A 14,947-nucleotide genomic window follows, 5' to 3' on the forward strand; every position below is an offset into this window, starting at 1 on the left:
CACCATGACACTGGCGAAAGCGCCCATCATCCCCCGGGCCGCGGGCTCGCTGCCGCTGCTGGGGCACGCAGTGCACCTGTGGCGGGACAACCTCGCATTCATCGCGTCGCTTCGCAAGGACTACGGCCCGCTGGTCGAAATCACCCTGCAGCCGGGCACACGCACGATCGTGGTACAGGACCCCGAGCTCATCCAGACCATGCTCACCAAACTGGGGCCGAGTCTGGACAAGGGGCGGTTCTACGAGAAGATGGGTCAGTTGGTGGGTGAGGCGGTGATCACGGTGGCCGGGTCGGAGCACACCCAGAAACGGCGGCGCCTCCAGCCGGTCTTCAGCAGGCCGAAGATCGCCAGTTATGTCGACGTGATGCGCAGCGAGGCGAACGCCGCCATCGAGGAGTGGGTGCCGGGTCAAGCCGTGGATGTCCGCGAAGCGATGATCAAACTCTCGCTCGACATGCTCGTCAAGACCGTCTTCGCCGGGAGCCTGGACTCCGCTGTCTTCGCCCGGCTGTGCGAGAACCTTTCAGTGATCTTGAGCGGCATCGGTGTGCGTCTCATGATGCCCGACTGGGTCGAACGTCTGCCGATTGCCTTCAACCGTCGTTTCCTCAAGGCGCGTGACGACATCCGGGCCACCATCGGTGAAGCCATCGCCGCGTTGCAGTCCTCCGAGGACGACGCCGGGGGCATGCTGTCCATGCTTCTGCTCGCCGAGGACGAGGCGATCGGCCGACCGCTTACGGACAAGGTCTGCTCGGAAGTGCTGACTCTGGCACTGGCCGGCACCGAGACCACTGCCACGGTCTTGTCCTGGGTCCTGTACGAGCTGGCTAGTCGTCCGGAGATCGAGGCCCGAGTACTCACCGAGCTCGATCAGATCCTCAGTGATCGCCCTATGACGTTCGATGCGGTGGACCAACTACCGTATTTGTCCAGCGTTATTACTGAAGCTCTGCGGTTGCACCATCCCGGCTGGATTATCACACGCCGCACCGTGACCGAAACCCGCCTGGCCACCTGGACTCTCCCCGCAGGCACCGAACTGGCCTACTGCCAGCACGCGTTGCACCGCGATCCCGACTTATACTCCGCCCCCTTGACGTTCAACCCGGACCGCTGGCTGGATGGCACCCTGACGCTTCCTCCTGGCGCGTTCGTGCCGTTCGGCGGAGGCGTCCACCGGTGCATGGGGGAACGCTTGGCAATGACCGAAATGATCACTGCCCTCGCTACCATGCTCCGGCGCTGGAGGCTGGAACTCGCCCCGGGGCAGACAGTACGGACGGTGGCTTGGGCAACCGTCCGGCCCCGTAGCCTTGTGATGACCGTAAGGCCGCGCAAGGAAGAGTAACGGCTGCATTTCGGTCATGTTGCTCGCCACGCTTAACAGTCGTCTTATTTCCCGGACGTGGTTTCGCGGCGCTGGGTTTGACCTTCGTCTTCGTGGAGGGCGGTTTGCGCGTTTGGCAGCAGTTGGCGGAGCACCATTAAGCGAGCCTTGTCTATAGGGCGCTAATCGACCTCTGGGGCGATGCGCCGATGTATAACTTTTCGTTGGCGTCTCGCCCAAGGCATGGCTGCATCGACTCGTCGTGACAGGTAGGACCTTCCGCTACAACGCGCGCGGTGGAAGAACTCTCGAGAAACAATCGGACTACCGTTGCTTCATCGCATGGGGGCTTCTACAGCGGAGAAGCAACGGCAGATTTCTTCGACTGCCGGGAAAGTTATGTCAAAGGTCTGTTCGGTTTCATTGGGGTCACGTCGAAATCGCGGGGCGGCAGTGGAGTCTGCCGCGACGGCGATCGATAGAAGTGCGGCGTGCCGCCGTATGCAATCAGAAGGAGCGGTGAAGGAAATGAATCTTGACGCAACGCTTACCAACTTGTTTGAAGGTGCGGCCAGCTCCCGCACATCATGCAGACGTATTGAGCATCGAACGCGCGGCCACGGATACGGGCCGATTGCCCGCCTGATGAGTCCGTCGGATTTAGGTTCTACTCTAAAACCATTCGTATTCCTCGATATATTTAGCGCCGATCGTCGGACGATGGACGCGATGATAGCGGGTGGCGGCATGCCGATCCATCCGCATTCGGGCGTGGCTACTGTGACCGTCTTTACCGAAGGAAACATGCGCTACGACGATCCGGCGGCGGGCACGGGCGTGATTTCGTACGGTGGTGTTGAGTGGATGCGCGCGGGTGGCGGGGTCTGGCACGGTCACGAGTTGTCGCCAGGTGACGTACCTCATATTCAAGGTTTTCAGCTTTGGCTTGCGCTGACACCCGAACTCGAAAACGGCGAACCGGAAAGCCGCTGTTTCGAAACCGAACACATAAGGCAGGCCGGGCCCGCTCGTGTCATCGTCGGCTGTTATGGCGAGGTTGAGAGCCCCGTACCGGCGCCAGCAGGTATCAACTATCTGCTGGTTACTCTGCAGGTCGGTGAGCGCTGGATTTACCAGCCGCCGAACGCGCACTCCGTCGGTTGGCTGGCCGTCGCGAAGGGGGCGCTGGATGCGGGCGAACCGATCGGCTCTAGCGAGATGGTGCTCTTCGAACACAACGAGAAGCCAATCGTTCTGGAGGCAGTTGGCAGTGAACCTGCCGTTTTCGTTCTTGGCTCCGCGCGTCCGCATACTTATCCATTGCATCTTGGAGCCTACTCTGTGCACACGTCCGCAGAAGCGCTCGTCGCCGGCGAGCGCCGTATCGCTGAGCTTGGCCGTAGATTGAAAGAGACTGGAGGGCTGCTCACATCTTCGGGGATGATGCCGGTCTATCGATAGCGCCTCTACGTGCGCGGGATTACCGGGACGCGAGGGCAGGGTGAGACGTGGTGCTAGCGCGCCCGTTGATTCAGATTCTGTTGCCGAGCGCGAAGCCCTACAGTATCGACGATTTGCCTGAAGACCTCGGCCTTCAGGCCGGGGATGAATGGCGGGTGTAGACAGCGCAGCCCGGATGCTGTGATTTTTTAGGGGAAGTCCAAAGCGTGCCTATGCGGAGGAGCAACCGTATCGGCACACGCAGCAGACTATCCACGTTCTCCATCTCCGAGTCAAAGACAGGCTCGCCCGTGGGCTGCAGGACCAGGCACGCGCAGTCAACGTTCTGAGGAACTACTGCACCAAGCTGTCGACAAGGACGTGGGAACGCGAGTGACGGTTCCTCTTGGGATACGACGGCCATCCGTTCACAAAGGGTACCGGGAAGGCTGGATTTGACCTTCACTCGGGCGCGATCCATGCTTTCGCTGAAAAATATGACACGCGCAGGAAGCAGGCCTGCAAGGTGAAGCTGCGCTGGCGGACGTAGCACGTCGTTCGTTGGGCTTAATCCCGGTTAGAGGTAACGCAATTCGCTACCATAACGGGCAGCCATTCATCGGCCAGTTGTCCCTGTCGCCGTGGGATTGCTGCGGTCCCGCAGATTACGAGGTCGGCGCCGGCAATATCAGTGAGGACTCACGCGGCAGGTGGTGCATCACGCGCGTCGTACCCCAACTGGGCAGGAGGTCCAAAGCCGCGCGTGAGCCCGCGGCATGCTAGCAGCGGCGCACCTGTCGCCGACTCAATAACTTCGTGGAGATGCTAATGTAGGACCCGCAAACCTGAATACGTTTTACCCAAGGGGCGGCAGTGCAAGGCGCGGAAAGGATGACGTTACCGTCTGGCATCTTCACCTTCGGCCGGCCACGACGCAAAGACCGGCTTCGACACAGATTGAGCGCACCGGATAGCGTCAGGCAGTCGGCGCCTGTATCACGACACCGTACCAACCTAGCCCGCGGTAGCTTTCATACCCGGGTGTCAATGCGAAGGAGACTGTCCGCCCGTCCGATAGTCGGTAAGATCCGCGTGGCTTTCCCTCAGTGGTGAGTCGGAATGGTTCGTTCAAAATTCCCTTTGCGTCAGAGCTTGCGATAATGCGGAACGTCGAGTCCACGATCATGCAGCGGCTCCGTGCCCACTCGTCGTCGCTAAGGCGCACTCCGCGTACGACTGCGGATGACTGTGGTGTCCAGTCAAAAAAAATGATGAGAGCGCCCACTGGTTGACCATCAACTGCGCCCCGTTCACGAATTGCCGTGGCGTAGGTAGCAACGTGTGCACCTCCGATCTGAGGGAGCGCTTCAACGTCCGCAGCTACGAAATCTGATCCCGACGCGGTTTTCATTGCGTCCATAAACCATCTGGCATTGGCGATATTTTTGCCGATGACAGGATAGGTGCCAGGGCGACCGTTGGCCACCACGGCCCCTCCAGCGTCGACGATCCAGAGATCCAGATAGACGGTATAGCTATCCAGAATGACCGACAATCGACGGGACGCATATTCTCGAGCCGCGGCATTTCGATTGGCTAGGCAGTCGACTACTGCCGAATCGGTGGCCCACCAACGGACGTCGCATGATCGCTCATACAGGTTCCGGTCGATGATATCGATCATGTTCAGCGCAAGATCGGTGCATCGCTGCCCCTCGTGTGAGCGCACACGCTCAATCATACCGTCAGCCAACTCCGTCAGTTTCGACAACGAACCTGCGAGTTCCTTGTTGAGCACTGTCGTAATGTCTGAAATTCGTGTTGACACGTGCTTGACCTGGTTTGCCACGACGGCGAATCCCTTGCCGGCATCGCCGGCACGCGCCGCCTCAATCAGCGCATTGAGAGCGAGAAACGTCGTTTCTCTATTGATGTCGTTAATATCTGATATTTTGTTCGTCGCGAGCTTTTTGACTTGATGTGTAAGTTCAACGATTTCTTGGGGATTCGACATTGGCTGCGCCTTGGAAGATGACCTAACACCTATCCGGCAACGCAAGGATCGGGCCTGTTGACGTGGTGTTGGCTTGTACAGGTATATTGCGAATTGAGCGAGGTTAGTCGCGTCGCTGCGCTCTACTGGAGCAAACCACCTACAAGTTCGCGTATAGGGCTTCGGGCTACTGAAAGGCGGTCGACAGCAGGCGAAAAACCGGAGTCGTGGCGCAGCCGACGAACCTCCTGTCACCGATTCCAGCTCATCGCATTGCCGGCGTCGTAGTGACCGGTCATGTTTTGCCAGTCGGTATCCGCGCACAATACCCACATTGATCCTCTGGCAGAGATCGCGATTGAAAAGGTGACGCACGGGTGCGGCCCGTTGATTGACAGATAGGGCTCGGAAATCTGCACCGTCCCCGGATCGCTGATTGCATCACGAAAGTATGGACGCCTGTCCCAACAACCTGCCGACGTCACGGCCGTGGATCGAAACAGATTTGACGCTGAGGCGTAAGGCTGCATGGCTTTTATGTCGTCTCGGATCTGATAACCGTAACCGTCCAGCAAAAAGCAGCGGACTGCGCCTTGCAGGCGCAAGAGGTCTTCAGTAGCATGAGGCAGATCGATGCCGGCGCAAAGCATCTCCGCCGCTGTCTGCAAAGCGTCTGTGTAAGCTGACCGAAGCGTGGTCTTCGCGCGTTCATTCAGTTCGATGCGGGCTCGAAACATCTCAGATATCGAGTCCATGACTGCCCCACAAGACTCCTCATCCGCTTTGCCCGGGGCAGGGCGTGCAAAGTAAAATCCTTGGACGAAATCCGCATCGCACTCCATCGACAGAAGTGCTTCAGATTGCGTTTCGACGCCTTCGACTAGGACTAATGCGCCAGTTTCATGCAATAGCGAGACTAACCGCGGCAACATGCGCGCAACGCGAGGCTCCTGAGCTGCCTGTGCGATGACACTGCGATCTAGTTTGACGATATCGGGTTGCAGTCGCCAGACTCGATCGATGTTCGAATGGCCTGCACCGAAGTCGTCCAGTGCTATGAGAAATCCGTGCCGCCGAAATGACGCAATACCTTCGATTAATCGCTCGAGATCTCCGTTCGGCGTTTCGAGAAGTTCGAGAACAATACGTTCGGGCATCAATTGCAAGCGACTTAAAGTGTCTTCGACGAGACGGCGATAGGCATCCGAGGTGATGAAACTGTCCGGCCGGGTATTGAGAAAGAGCCGCTGATGTGCGTTCGCTATTCGCACGAAATTGGACACGTGTAACAATTGAACACCCCGTTCGAGGTTGTTCCAACGTCCCCGCGTATTGGGACGGTTCAACACCTTCAGCGGTTCAACCTCGTTGCATGCTAGATCGTGTGCTCGGAGTAGAGCCTCGTAGCCGATCGGACGGTAGTGTGAAAAGCTGAAAATCGGTTGGAACGCGCTCGAAAGAGTCAACTCACCGAATCGGGCGAAGGATGACTGGAGCGATGCGCCATTTCCGGAGAATTGCAGGAGGTCTGGAAGTTCCAATTGGATACTCGCTAAGATGACGCGTCGCGTTCCGCATCGATGAGAACGCCGCAGCAGTGAACGCTATCTTCGGTTAGGGCAAGCGCACCACCTATACGCTTGTTTTATTCATTTGCAAGTCGCACCCAGACAGGCCTCGCGAGTCAGTTCTTGGCTTGCGGCAAGCAATGCACTACTTGGAACTCGCTCGATTTTCGGAGCGTTTTTTAACTTGACTCGTCCGACATGGTGATCCCAAAAGTTCGTTGGACAAGGTTGCCGCTACTAGGTCTGTCCGATATCCACGCCGTCCCAAGTTTGCATATTCACCCTGTTCGGGCCACCCCAGTCGGCCTGAGTTTGGCACCGAGCGATTCAAGGCTTCGCTAGTCGCCGGAGTGGCCTAGATGAGCATCGGGATATCGAAAAATCCGGAGCAATTGTGCCAACACGGATCTTCCGATTACCGAAGTCATGCGCGGCAATGAATGCCACGCCGACGATGTTGGGATTCAGTCCGGCACGACACCTGAATTGCGATTCGCGCGAACCGCGCAAGACGCCGCGCTGGATTCCGGGCATATGTCGGATCGTAGGACCACACAATTGTCAGTCCGGCGCTGAACGGCGAGACGATACGCTCGGACGGCGCTCTGAGCATGGTGCCGCGCTAAGGCGCGGGGATCCGAGCCTGTCCGTTAATCCCGTCTAGCGATATTCAGGGTCTTCCCACCAGGGATGGTAGTTGGGCATGTCGACCGACACTCTGTCATGGAATACGGCCGTCCGCTTTTCAAGGAAGGAAGCGATGCCCTCTTGGGCGTCACAGCTTTGTAAGCGCGAGCCTAGGCCGCGGCTTTCGATGCGATGCGCTTCCATCGGATGTGTGTGGCCGAGCCCGCGCCAGAGCATCTGTCGCGTCATCGCAATCGATACCGGTGGCGTGTTGTCGGCGATCTCGCGCGCGTAGCCCATGGCCGAGGGCAATAAGTCGTCAGGCTCGTACACTGCCTTCACTAGATCCTCACTTTGGGCGATTTTCGCATCGAATATGCGGCCGCTGAAGCACCATTCCAGCGCCGTCGCGATACCGACCAGCCGCGGTAGAAAATAGGACGAGGCGGCCTCCGGGACGATGCCCCGGCGGGCGAAAACGAAGCCAAATTTTGCGTTTCTGCTCGCCAGTCGCATGTCCATCGCAAGTGTCATCGTCGCACCAAAGCCTACGGCGGGGCCGTTGATCGCGGCGATCACCGGTTTCCGGCAGTTGAAGATGCGCAGCGTCACGAGCCCGCCGGGATCTCTTGCGACTCCATGCAATTCGTCGGGCCGTCTGTCATGTGAGCGAGGCGAATCCGCAGTTGCCGCCGACCTAAGTGACTGGACTTCGATTCCGGCGCAAAAGGCCCGGCCACTGCCGGTGACGATGACGGCTCGGATTTGATCGTCGGCATCGACTCTGTCGAAGGCTTCGATCAGCTCGTTGAACATGTCGGCATTGGCCGCGTTTAGCTTTTCCGGCCGGTTGAGGGTCACCGTTGCGATCCCGCGGGCGGCCTCGAAGCGGATGGTCTTGAACGGCATTGGACAAATCCTAGTTGTGAGCAGCGGTGCCGGCAATATGCACAACACGGTTTTGGAAGCGTCCAGATCACGGATCGCCAACCCACCGAGTTGACTCTCCACCCGCTTGCGCACCGTTTTGACATGATCGGGCGAGCCCAATAAAGCGCCAGCCGCAGATCGACTGGTCGATGCTGGCGATGCGGTAACTAGAACCGCTGCGGGCCGAAACGGGTCATGAAAGGATCCCTCCCGAAACGAGCTCCTCAATCCGGGGTGTGGAAATGCCCCAGTCGCGCAAGGTCTCCCTTGCTCCTTGGCCGGCGGTACAGGGGCCGATCCGGATGGTGGACGGTGTTGCAGAAAAGCGTGGTGCCGGTGCGGGCGTGGTCACACCGTCCAATTCTATGAAGGTTTGGCGTGCGATATTGTGAGGATGATGTGGTGCTTCGCGCAGTGAGAGAACAGGCGCGAAGCAGACATCGGTGCCCTCCATGAGGGCGCACCATTCATCCCTGGTTTTCGTGCGAAAGATGGCAGCGAAGGTCTGCTTCATCTCCGGCCACGCGGAACGTTCCATCTGCGGCTGTGACATTAGCTCGGTTGCGCCAGACTTTTCGAGCAGCAGTGAGTAGAACTGGGGCTCTATGGAGCCCACGGAGATCCAGTGCCCGTCGGAGCACTGATAGGTGTCGTAGAACGGGGCACCGCCATCTAGCAAGTTGATGCCCCGCTGATCGACCCATCGCTTTCCGGCTAGCAAGCTGTAGCACAGCGTCAACAAATAGGCCGTGCCATCCGTCATGGCAGCGTCGACGACTTGGCCCAGCCCGGTGGAGCGTGCATGGATGAGGCCGGCTAACAGGCCCGAAATCAAGAACATTGCGCCGCCGCCATAGTCGCCAACCAGGTTCAGCGGTGGGACCGGCTTGTCCGTTGTACCGAACGAATGGAGCGCGCCAGTCAGGGCGATGTAGTTGATATCGTGTCCTGCTGCCTGGTTTAGGGGACCGAATTGACCCCAGCCCGTCATTCGCCCGTAGACCAGTTTCGGATTTCTTACGAGCATGACTTCAGGTCCAAGTCCCAGCCGTTCCATCACTCCCGGACGACCCCCTTCGATGACGATTTCGGCGGAGGTGCAGAGCTCCAGGCAGAGTGCAACGGCGACTGCATCCTTCAGGTCGAGAGTGATTGTGCGACGTCCACGCAAGTCGATCCGATCGGGAGTCGGGTCCTTTGCACCTGGGCGTTCGATGCGAATGACGTCGGCCCCCATATCGGAGAGCATCATTGCTGCGAATGGCGCCGGACCAATACCTGCAAATTCAAGCACCTTTACGCCAGAGAGTGGACCACTGACTGTCATTTTCCTTCTCCTGTTGATTCTTCCGGTCGGCGGCCTGATAGCCTGCATCGATAAGATACCGCAGTGTCAGGTGAAATGTCTACACGGTATTGTTTCTCTGTGCCGGGTTTGACTGTTGCAAGGGAGAGGAGAAGATAAGCATGATGACACGTCCTTGTCGAAAGGCCATGATGGATGCATGGCCGGAGATTAGTAACAGAAGTCATGCCGCGGACTGGCATGTGGCATCCGCTTTCGGATCCAGGTCCTGATGGGTGAAGCAGTCGACTTCGATGCCTTGCGGACGCTTGGAGGCGTAGCCCGATGCCATGCGCATCATCGTCCTCGGGCCGTGGCGCTCAGCGTCGAAGGGCGTGACACCGACTATGGAACGTTCGAACGCCACTCGTGCCAGGTGGCAAATACGCTTCTCGAACAGGGCATTTCGAAAGGGCAACGCGTCGCCTATGTTGGCAAAAACAACAATTACTTCTTCGAGCTTTTGTTCGGAGCTACGAAGATTGGCGTCGTCCTCTGTCCCATCGGCTGGCGACTCGCTGCGGGCGAGATGGCCTACATGCTCGAAGATAGCGGTGCCAAATTGCTCTTTGCCGGACCCGAAGTCGAGACCCAGATGCCGGAGGTCCCACGTCTGTTCAGTCGCTCTGCGAAGGTAATCGCGCTCGAGCCGGGAGGTGCTTCGTCCGAGCACTTCGAGAGCTGGCGGAGCAAGGGAGATCCAATAGACGTGGATTGGCGCCCGACTGAGGAGAATGTAGTGCTGCAGTTCCACACGTCGGGCACGACGGGGCGTCCGACGGGTGCAATGCTGGCGCATCGAAGCATCCTTAGCGTGCGCCGCCGCGTCGCCAAGGCAAAGATGAACTGGAACACCTGGGGCCTCGACGATGTCAGCCTCGCAGCGATGTCAGTGGCCCATGTCGGTGGCGGAGTTTGGGGCGTCGTCGGCCTCTTTAACGATGCCAAGACAATTGTCGCCAGGGAGTTTGGTCCTTTTAAAGTTCTGGAGTTCATCGAGCGGGACGGGATCTCCAAGATCTTCATGGGTCCGGCGGTACTGCGAATCGTCGTGAACCAGCCACGTGCACGCCAGATGGACTTTGGTCGGCTGCGCTATATCGTCTATGGGTCTTCGCCGATGCCGCTCGATTTGCTTCGGCAATATGTAGACGTGTTCGGATGCGGTTTCTGCCAAACCTACGGGATGACGGAGACGTCAGGAACGATCCGATCGTTTACCTTCCGCCGGGAATTCACGATCCGGCGGGGAACCAACGCATGCGCGGCGGGCATTCCGTTGCCCGGTGTAGAGATCAAGGTCGTCGACGAACGAGGCAACGAGGTGCCTCCCCACACCGTCGGAGCGGCCGTTACGCGCACCCTGACCAACATGGTCGGCTACTGGGGGTTGCCGGAAGCCACGTCTGGCACGTTCGATGCCAACGGCTGATTGCGAACTGGGGATGCCGGGTATCTGGACGAGGACGGCTACCAGTACATCAGCGATCGCATAAAGGACATGATCATCTCTGGTGCCGAGAACATTTACCCAGTCGAAGCGGAGAATGTCATTCATGATCATCCAGCAGTGGCTGACGTCGCGGTGATCTGCGTTCCAGACGAGAAATGGGGAGAAGCCGTCTAGGCGATCGTAGTGCTACATCCAAGCACAGCGGTTGACGCAAGCGCAATTATCGATTTCGCCAGATTACGCATGGCGCACTTCAAGGCACCCACGAGCGTCGATTTCGTCGACGCTCTTCCGCGCAATGTGGCGGGCAAGATTCTGCGCCGCGAACTGAAATCACAGAGATGCATATTTCCACTATCCTGCATTAATCCGGGGCTTTGGCTGACCTCAATCCGCTTCCGCAATCCACGCGGGATTCGGGCTGAGGTTCGCTGCTTGGTACCGCTCACGATCGGATAACGACGTTAGTGGTAAGCAGCGCACTGGGCACAGCACCCTCAGCAGCAACGGACGCAACAGCCGTGTCAGATGCGCCGTTGCCCGCTTGGAGGGCGCTGAACAGCCCCCGTGAGTCGCTTCGGTGCCCGTTCTCTAACACATCGTCCTAATGGCCCGCTCGCACCATGCTCAAATTCGGCACCCTCTTAGGCACGCCTGCGCGCCGACCTTGGCCACATCCGCCCGAGCACACTGTCCTTCAAGACGTAGTGGTGCAGTAGGGCTGCAGCAATATGAACGGCTAGCAGCGCAGCCAACAGCCAGGTACTCAAATCATGATAGTGGCGCATCACGGAGAAGCGCGCTTCATTGGGATTGCCCAGAAGGTTTGTGAGATTGAACAGGTAAGCTGGTTGGACCGGAAGTGGTGAGGCCGAGGCGGCGACTAGGCCAAGCACCGGTACGGCGAACAACAGAATGTATAGCGCGCCGTGAACGAGTGCGGACAGCTGATGCTGCCAGCCGGAAAGTTCCGTCGGGAACGGCGGTGGCGGGTTGCGCAACCGATACACGACGCGGACTAGCATAACCACCAGCAGGCTCACGCCCAAGGCCGAGTGCCCCGCAAGCGAAAAGATGTGTTGGGCTTTTGGCAAGTCCAACCTGAATCGCTGCCCGGCGACTAGCATCGTGAGCACCAACGCAGCCGTGATCCAATGGAGGCGGCGCGCCCAGGGACGATAGAGTTGCTCAGACTGATCATTCATCGCGCTCCTCCTCAAGAAGGGCCGGGATTCCATAGGTGGGCGCAATCTCGGTCATGCTCCAGCCGATGATTCCCTTCTTGAAAAGAGGCGCTTCGCCGTAGATCGCCTTCGCTGCCTCGATCGAAGGCGCCCGGATGATCGCTAACCCTTTGCCCGGCGTCTGTGGCAACACGGCTGCTAATAACAGCGACCGATCGTTGGCAATCCGTTCCAGAAAGGCGCGTTGTTCAAGAAGATCTTGTTGATCCGCCGCAGCCTTGAATTGGATCTCGACTAGAAAATGAGCCATTGCACTCTGCTCCTGTCAGTTTTAGGTTGGATGTCAACTAGACGACACTGCGGTGTCAACCGCAATGTCGAGTTGGGACGTGATGCCAGAACAGATCCACTGACTGGCATGAGAGGGGCATACATACTGCATTGAACAATGCTCCGGAGATAGGGAAACAGTTGATGTCATACGAGTTCGAGGGCGCTACCGACCGAAGGCGGTTAGGTGTCCGTAGACGAACCCGTGGCATCGTCTATGTGTCACGTCAGGCCAAAGTCCAAGTCGTCCATCGCTCCTGGGCGGCTTCCCTTTATAACGATTTCGGCTGACTCGCAACGTTCGAGACAACCCGATATCGAGGACTGCTGCTTGAGGTCGAGCGTAAGGCTGCATCGTCCTCTGGCGTCGAGCCGGTCAGGAGTTGAATCGGGCGCGCCATTGCTTTCGATTCGCAGCACATCCGCGCCAACATCGGCAGCATCATGCAAGCGATCGATACTTGCAAGATCAAGAGCCTTGACACCTCTAAGCGGACCGGAGATAGCCATAGTTTCACTTCTTCTTTCCTCGACACGGCAAGAATACCTCATAGACAATAAAATTTACACATTGGTATTTACATCAGATCTATGTGCAGTACACGTAGTAGCTGATAGAACCTACCTCCGCGGTTAGCCTGGATGTTTGATTCGTCATCAGGTTCACGTCAGTTCGGGCATACCCGAATGTCATTGCAAGTGTCGCTGGCGTACATTGTGAGCGTGGATGTACCGAGTTTGGAAGTGTCGAGGTGGTTGGGGAATGTCCGCGATTTCTAGGTTGGCGTTGTCAGATCGCGTTTCCTAATCGTAGGACCTGCAGTGGATTCTCAGGGGGGGCAGTCAGTCGTTCACAGACGTACCTAAGGAATTGATTGCAAGAGCTGCTTACATAACAAGCGAGTGAGCCAAGGTATTGGAGCATCCCGCGGCGACCGACCCGAATCGGCAGACAATTGCCGTCTCGGTATGGCTGTGCCTGGATGGAATCGTGGCTCTCGGAGAATAAATCTGAAATAAGGCTTCACGGCCTGGAGGAGTCATGCGTCACGTTAAACGCCGGCTGAAGTCGGCACACTGGACACTTGGGAGCACCGTAGCGTGCGTGCTGGTCGCTTACACCGGCTCTGCGAACGCATTTCCGCTCACGATTTTGCCGGACTGGGATATCAATTGGGACAACACCATCGCTTACAACCTTGGTGTGCGCGCACAAGGGATCAATCCCTCCATAGGCAATAATCCGCTGTATAGCGAATCCGACTACAAATTCCCTCACGCCGGCGACGTGGTCACCAATCGCGTGTCGGACCTGATGGAATTCGACGCGAGCCACGAGAAGCAGTACGGGTTCAGGCTAAGCGCATCTTTCTGGAAGGACTTCGCTTACGGTGGCGGGGTGGCGAATCATCCGGGTGATGCGGTTTTCGGAGTGCCATATTCGGCGTTGGGATCGTACTCTGGCAATCAATACGGTAGCTACACCCAGCGATACTATCAACAGGGTGGAGAACTCCTTGACGCCTTCGGATTCTGGAACTTCAAGTTAGACGGTCAACCAGCATCTCTAAAGGTCGGACGCCTGACGCAGTATTGGGGTACCGCCTTGTTTTTTGGCACGCAGGGTGTCAGCTATGGGCAGAACGCTTCGGACGGCATCCAGGGAGCGGCAACACCTGGGACGCAAGCCAAACAGCTCGCGATCCCACGCGCCCAAGTGTTGTTCGAGACACAATTGACTCCAACTACGTCGGTTGCGGCGGAGTATTTCTTCGAATACGCCGCGAGCCGCTTCCCTGAAGGGGGAACGTATCTCGGCACCGCCGGTTTCCTGTTTAACGGTCCCAATCTGCTTGAGGGAAACATTCCGCGAGGTGCGGACGTCAAGCCAAACAACGGTTTTCACGACGACTATGGCCTTAAATTCTCATGGTCGCCCAAATGGCTTCCCGGGGGAACAATGGGATTCTATTACCGTAATCTAACGGAGACTTCGCCGTGGGTATTACTGGGTGTCAATCCTGTAACAGGCGCGACGAACTATCACCTGGCATACGCGCCGAACGTCAAGCTATACGGATACAGTCTCGATTTGCCGATAGGCGCTTACAGCGCCGGCCTCGATGTGACGTATCGGCACAACACAGCGCTGAACAGTGGTCTGGGCCCGTTACCCAGCGACCCGAGGGGGGAAGCTGGCGCACGTGGTGACACGCTGAACGTCGTCGCCAATGTCCTTGCCGGCCTGAGTCGATCACCCCTTTGGGACACCGGCACTGCCATCGCCGAGGTCGCGTTCACCCAGAAACTACGGACCACAAGTAACAGCGCTCTCTACAACGGGGTTGGAAACGCTGCCGCATGCCCAACGGGGAGTAAATGGAGCGGGTGCTCGACGAACAATTCGGTTGCTGCCGCGATTTCCTTTGACCCTCAGTGGCTACAGGTTGTTCCAGGCATTGACCTCGACATGCCGATATTCGCTGAGTATGGAATCTTCGGCAACACTCCAAGCCTGAACGGCACCTATCAGGGCGAGCTGATTTATACGGTAGGTCTGCACGCGCTGATTCAGCAGAAATACAACGTAACGTTGCAGTACAACGGCTACCACGCTCACACAAGCGGAGGTTTGACGTCGTTCGGTCCGGGCGGACCGGCGTACTACTCCGGCGGAAATGGACCGTTTTTCTATAACGACAAAGGTTGGATTTCCCTTACTTTGTCCGCCCAATTCTAATCGG

General features: G+C 57.8%; 12 protein-coding genes. 5 read left to right on the forward strand and 7 right to left on the reverse strand.

The genetic code is table 11. From position 1 onward, the window contains the following. Nucleotides 1–4: 4 nt before the first annotated feature. A complete protein-coding gene (locus AC07WT_RS26805; protein ID WP_494949259.1) occupies nt 5–1,354 on the forward strand; it encodes a cytochrome P450 in 1,350 nt (449 codons plus the stop codon). Between the two features lie 507 nt (nt 1,355–1,861). Next, entirely contained in the window at nt 1,862–2,794 is a 933-nt protein-coding gene (locus AC07WT_RS26810; protein ID WP_494949260.1) for a pirin family protein, read from the forward strand. 955 nt (nt 2,795–3,749) lie between these two features. Here AC07WT_RS26810 and AC07WT_RS26815 read toward each other — a convergent pair. The 4 genes from AC07WT_RS26815 to AC07WT_RS26830 form a co-directional block, all read right to left on the reverse strand. Continuing rightward, nucleotides 3,750–4,787 carry a methyl-accepting chemotaxis protein gene (locus tag AC07WT_RS26815; protein WP_494949261.1) on the reverse strand — a complete coding sequence of 346 codons (1,038 nt, stop codon included), beginning with the start codon at nt 4,785–4,787 and terminating at the stop codon, nt 3,750–3,752. A 230-nt stretch (nt 4,788–5,017) separates the two neighbouring features. After that, a complete protein-coding gene (locus tag AC07WT_RS26820; RefSeq protein WP_494949262.1) occupies nt 5,018–6,307 on the reverse strand; it encodes an EAL domain-containing protein in 1,290 nt (429 codons plus the stop codon). A gap of 687 nt (nt 6,308–6,994) precedes the next feature. Further along, entirely contained in the window at nt 6,995–7,870 is an 876-nt protein-coding gene (locus AC07WT_RS26825; RefSeq protein ID WP_494949263.1) for a crotonase/enoyl-CoA hydratase family protein, read from the reverse strand. A gap of 214 nt (nt 7,871–8,084) precedes the next feature. Then, nucleotides 8,085–9,218 (reverse strand): CaiB/BaiF CoA transferase family protein, encoded by a 1,134-nt coding sequence (locus AC07WT_RS26830; protein ID WP_494949264.1) that lies wholly within the window; start codon nt 9,216–9,218, stop codon nt 8,085–8,087. A 250-nt stretch (nt 9,219–9,468) separates the two neighbouring features. Between AC07WT_RS26830 and AC07WT_RS26835 the strand changes: the two genes are divergently transcribed. Together AC07WT_RS26835 and AC07WT_RS26840 are read left to right on the forward strand one after the other, a co-directional pair. Continuing rightward, a complete protein-coding gene (locus tag AC07WT_RS26835; protein ID WP_494949265.1) occupies nt 9,469–10,668 on the forward strand; it encodes an AMP-binding protein in 1,200 nt (399 codons plus the stop codon). Between the two features lie 69 nt (nt 10,669–10,737). Continuing rightward, a complete protein-coding gene (locus AC07WT_RS26840) occupies nt 10,738–10,863 on the forward strand; it encodes an AMP-binding enzyme (RefSeq protein ID WP_407945652.1) in 126 nt (41 codons plus the stop codon). A gap of 470 nt (nt 10,864–11,333) precedes the next feature. Here AC07WT_RS26840 and AC07WT_RS26845 read toward each other — a convergent pair whose 3' ends face one another. From AC07WT_RS26845 to AC07WT_RS26855, 3 genes are all read right to left on the reverse strand, one after another. Next, entirely contained in the window at nt 11,334–11,894 is a 561-nt protein-coding gene (locus AC07WT_RS26845; RefSeq protein ID WP_172167987.1) for a cytochrome b, read from the reverse strand. Then, nucleotides 11,887–12,183, reverse strand: a complete 297-nt coding sequence (locus tag AC07WT_RS26850) for a YciI family protein (protein ID WP_494949266.1) — start codon at nt 12,181–12,183, stop codon at nt 11,887–11,889. Before AC07WT_RS26850 ends, AC07WT_RS26845 begins: the two co-directional genes overlap by 8 nt. 242 nt (nt 12,184–12,425) lie before the next feature. Beyond that, complete coding sequence (locus AC07WT_RS26855; RefSeq protein WP_494949267.1) at nt 12,426–12,713, reverse strand: CoA transferase; 288 nt, start codon at nt 12,711–12,713, stop codon at nt 12,426–12,428. A gap of 532 nt (nt 12,714–13,245) precedes the next feature. Between AC07WT_RS26855 and AC07WT_RS26860 the strand changes: the two genes are divergently transcribed. Next, nucleotides 13,246–14,943 (forward strand): DUF1302 domain-containing protein, encoded by a 1,698-nt coding sequence (locus AC07WT_RS26860; protein WP_494949268.1) that lies wholly within the window; start codon nt 13,246–13,248, stop codon nt 14,941–14,943. Nucleotides 14,944–14,947 lie beyond the last annotated feature (4 nt).

It is taken from the genome of Paraburkholderia sp. GW821-FHT02A12 (assembly GCF_059422005.1).

Coding starts and splice junctions, on each gene's coding strand:
- AC07WT_RS26835 (WP_494949265.1), top strand. CDS start 9,469: ATGGGTGAAGCAGTCGACTTCGATGCCTTGCGGACGCTTGGAGGCGTA.
- AC07WT_RS26845 (WP_172167987.1), bottom strand. CDS start 11,894: ATGAATGATCAGTCTGAGCAACTCTATCGTCCCTGGGCGCGCCGCCTC.
- AC07WT_RS26815 (WP_494949261.1), bottom strand. CDS start 4,787: ATGTCGAATCCCCAAGAAATCGTTGAACTTACACATCAAGTCAAAAAG.
- AC07WT_RS26860 (WP_494949268.1), top strand. CDS start 13,246: ATGCGTCACGTTAAACGCCGGCTGAAGTCGGCACACTGGACACTTGGG.
- AC07WT_RS26810 (WP_494949260.1), top strand. CDS start 1,862: ATGAATCTTGACGCAACGCTTACCAACTTGTTTGAAGGTGCGGCCAGC.
- AC07WT_RS26855 (WP_494949267.1), bottom strand. CDS start 12,713: ATGGCTATCTCCGGTCCGCTTAGAGGTGTCAAGGCTCTTGATCTTGCA.
- AC07WT_RS26850 (WP_494949266.1), bottom strand. CDS start 12,183: ATGGCTCATTTTCTAGTCGAGATCCAATTCAAGGCTGCGGCGGATCAA.
- AC07WT_RS26825 (WP_494949263.1), bottom strand. CDS start 7,870: ATGCCGTTCAAGACCATCCGCTTCGAGGCCGCCCGCGGGATCGCAACG.
- AC07WT_RS26830 (WP_494949264.1), bottom strand. CDS start 9,218: ATGACAGTCAGTGGTCCACTCTCTGGCGTAAAGGTGCTTGAATTTGCA.
- AC07WT_RS26805 (WP_494949259.1), top strand. CDS start 5: ATGACACTGGCGAAAGCGCCCATCATCCCCCGGGCCGCGGGCTCGCTG.
- AC07WT_RS26840 (WP_407945652.1), top strand. CDS start 10,738: ATGATCATCTCTGGTGCCGAGAACATTTACCCAGTCGAAGCGGAGAAT.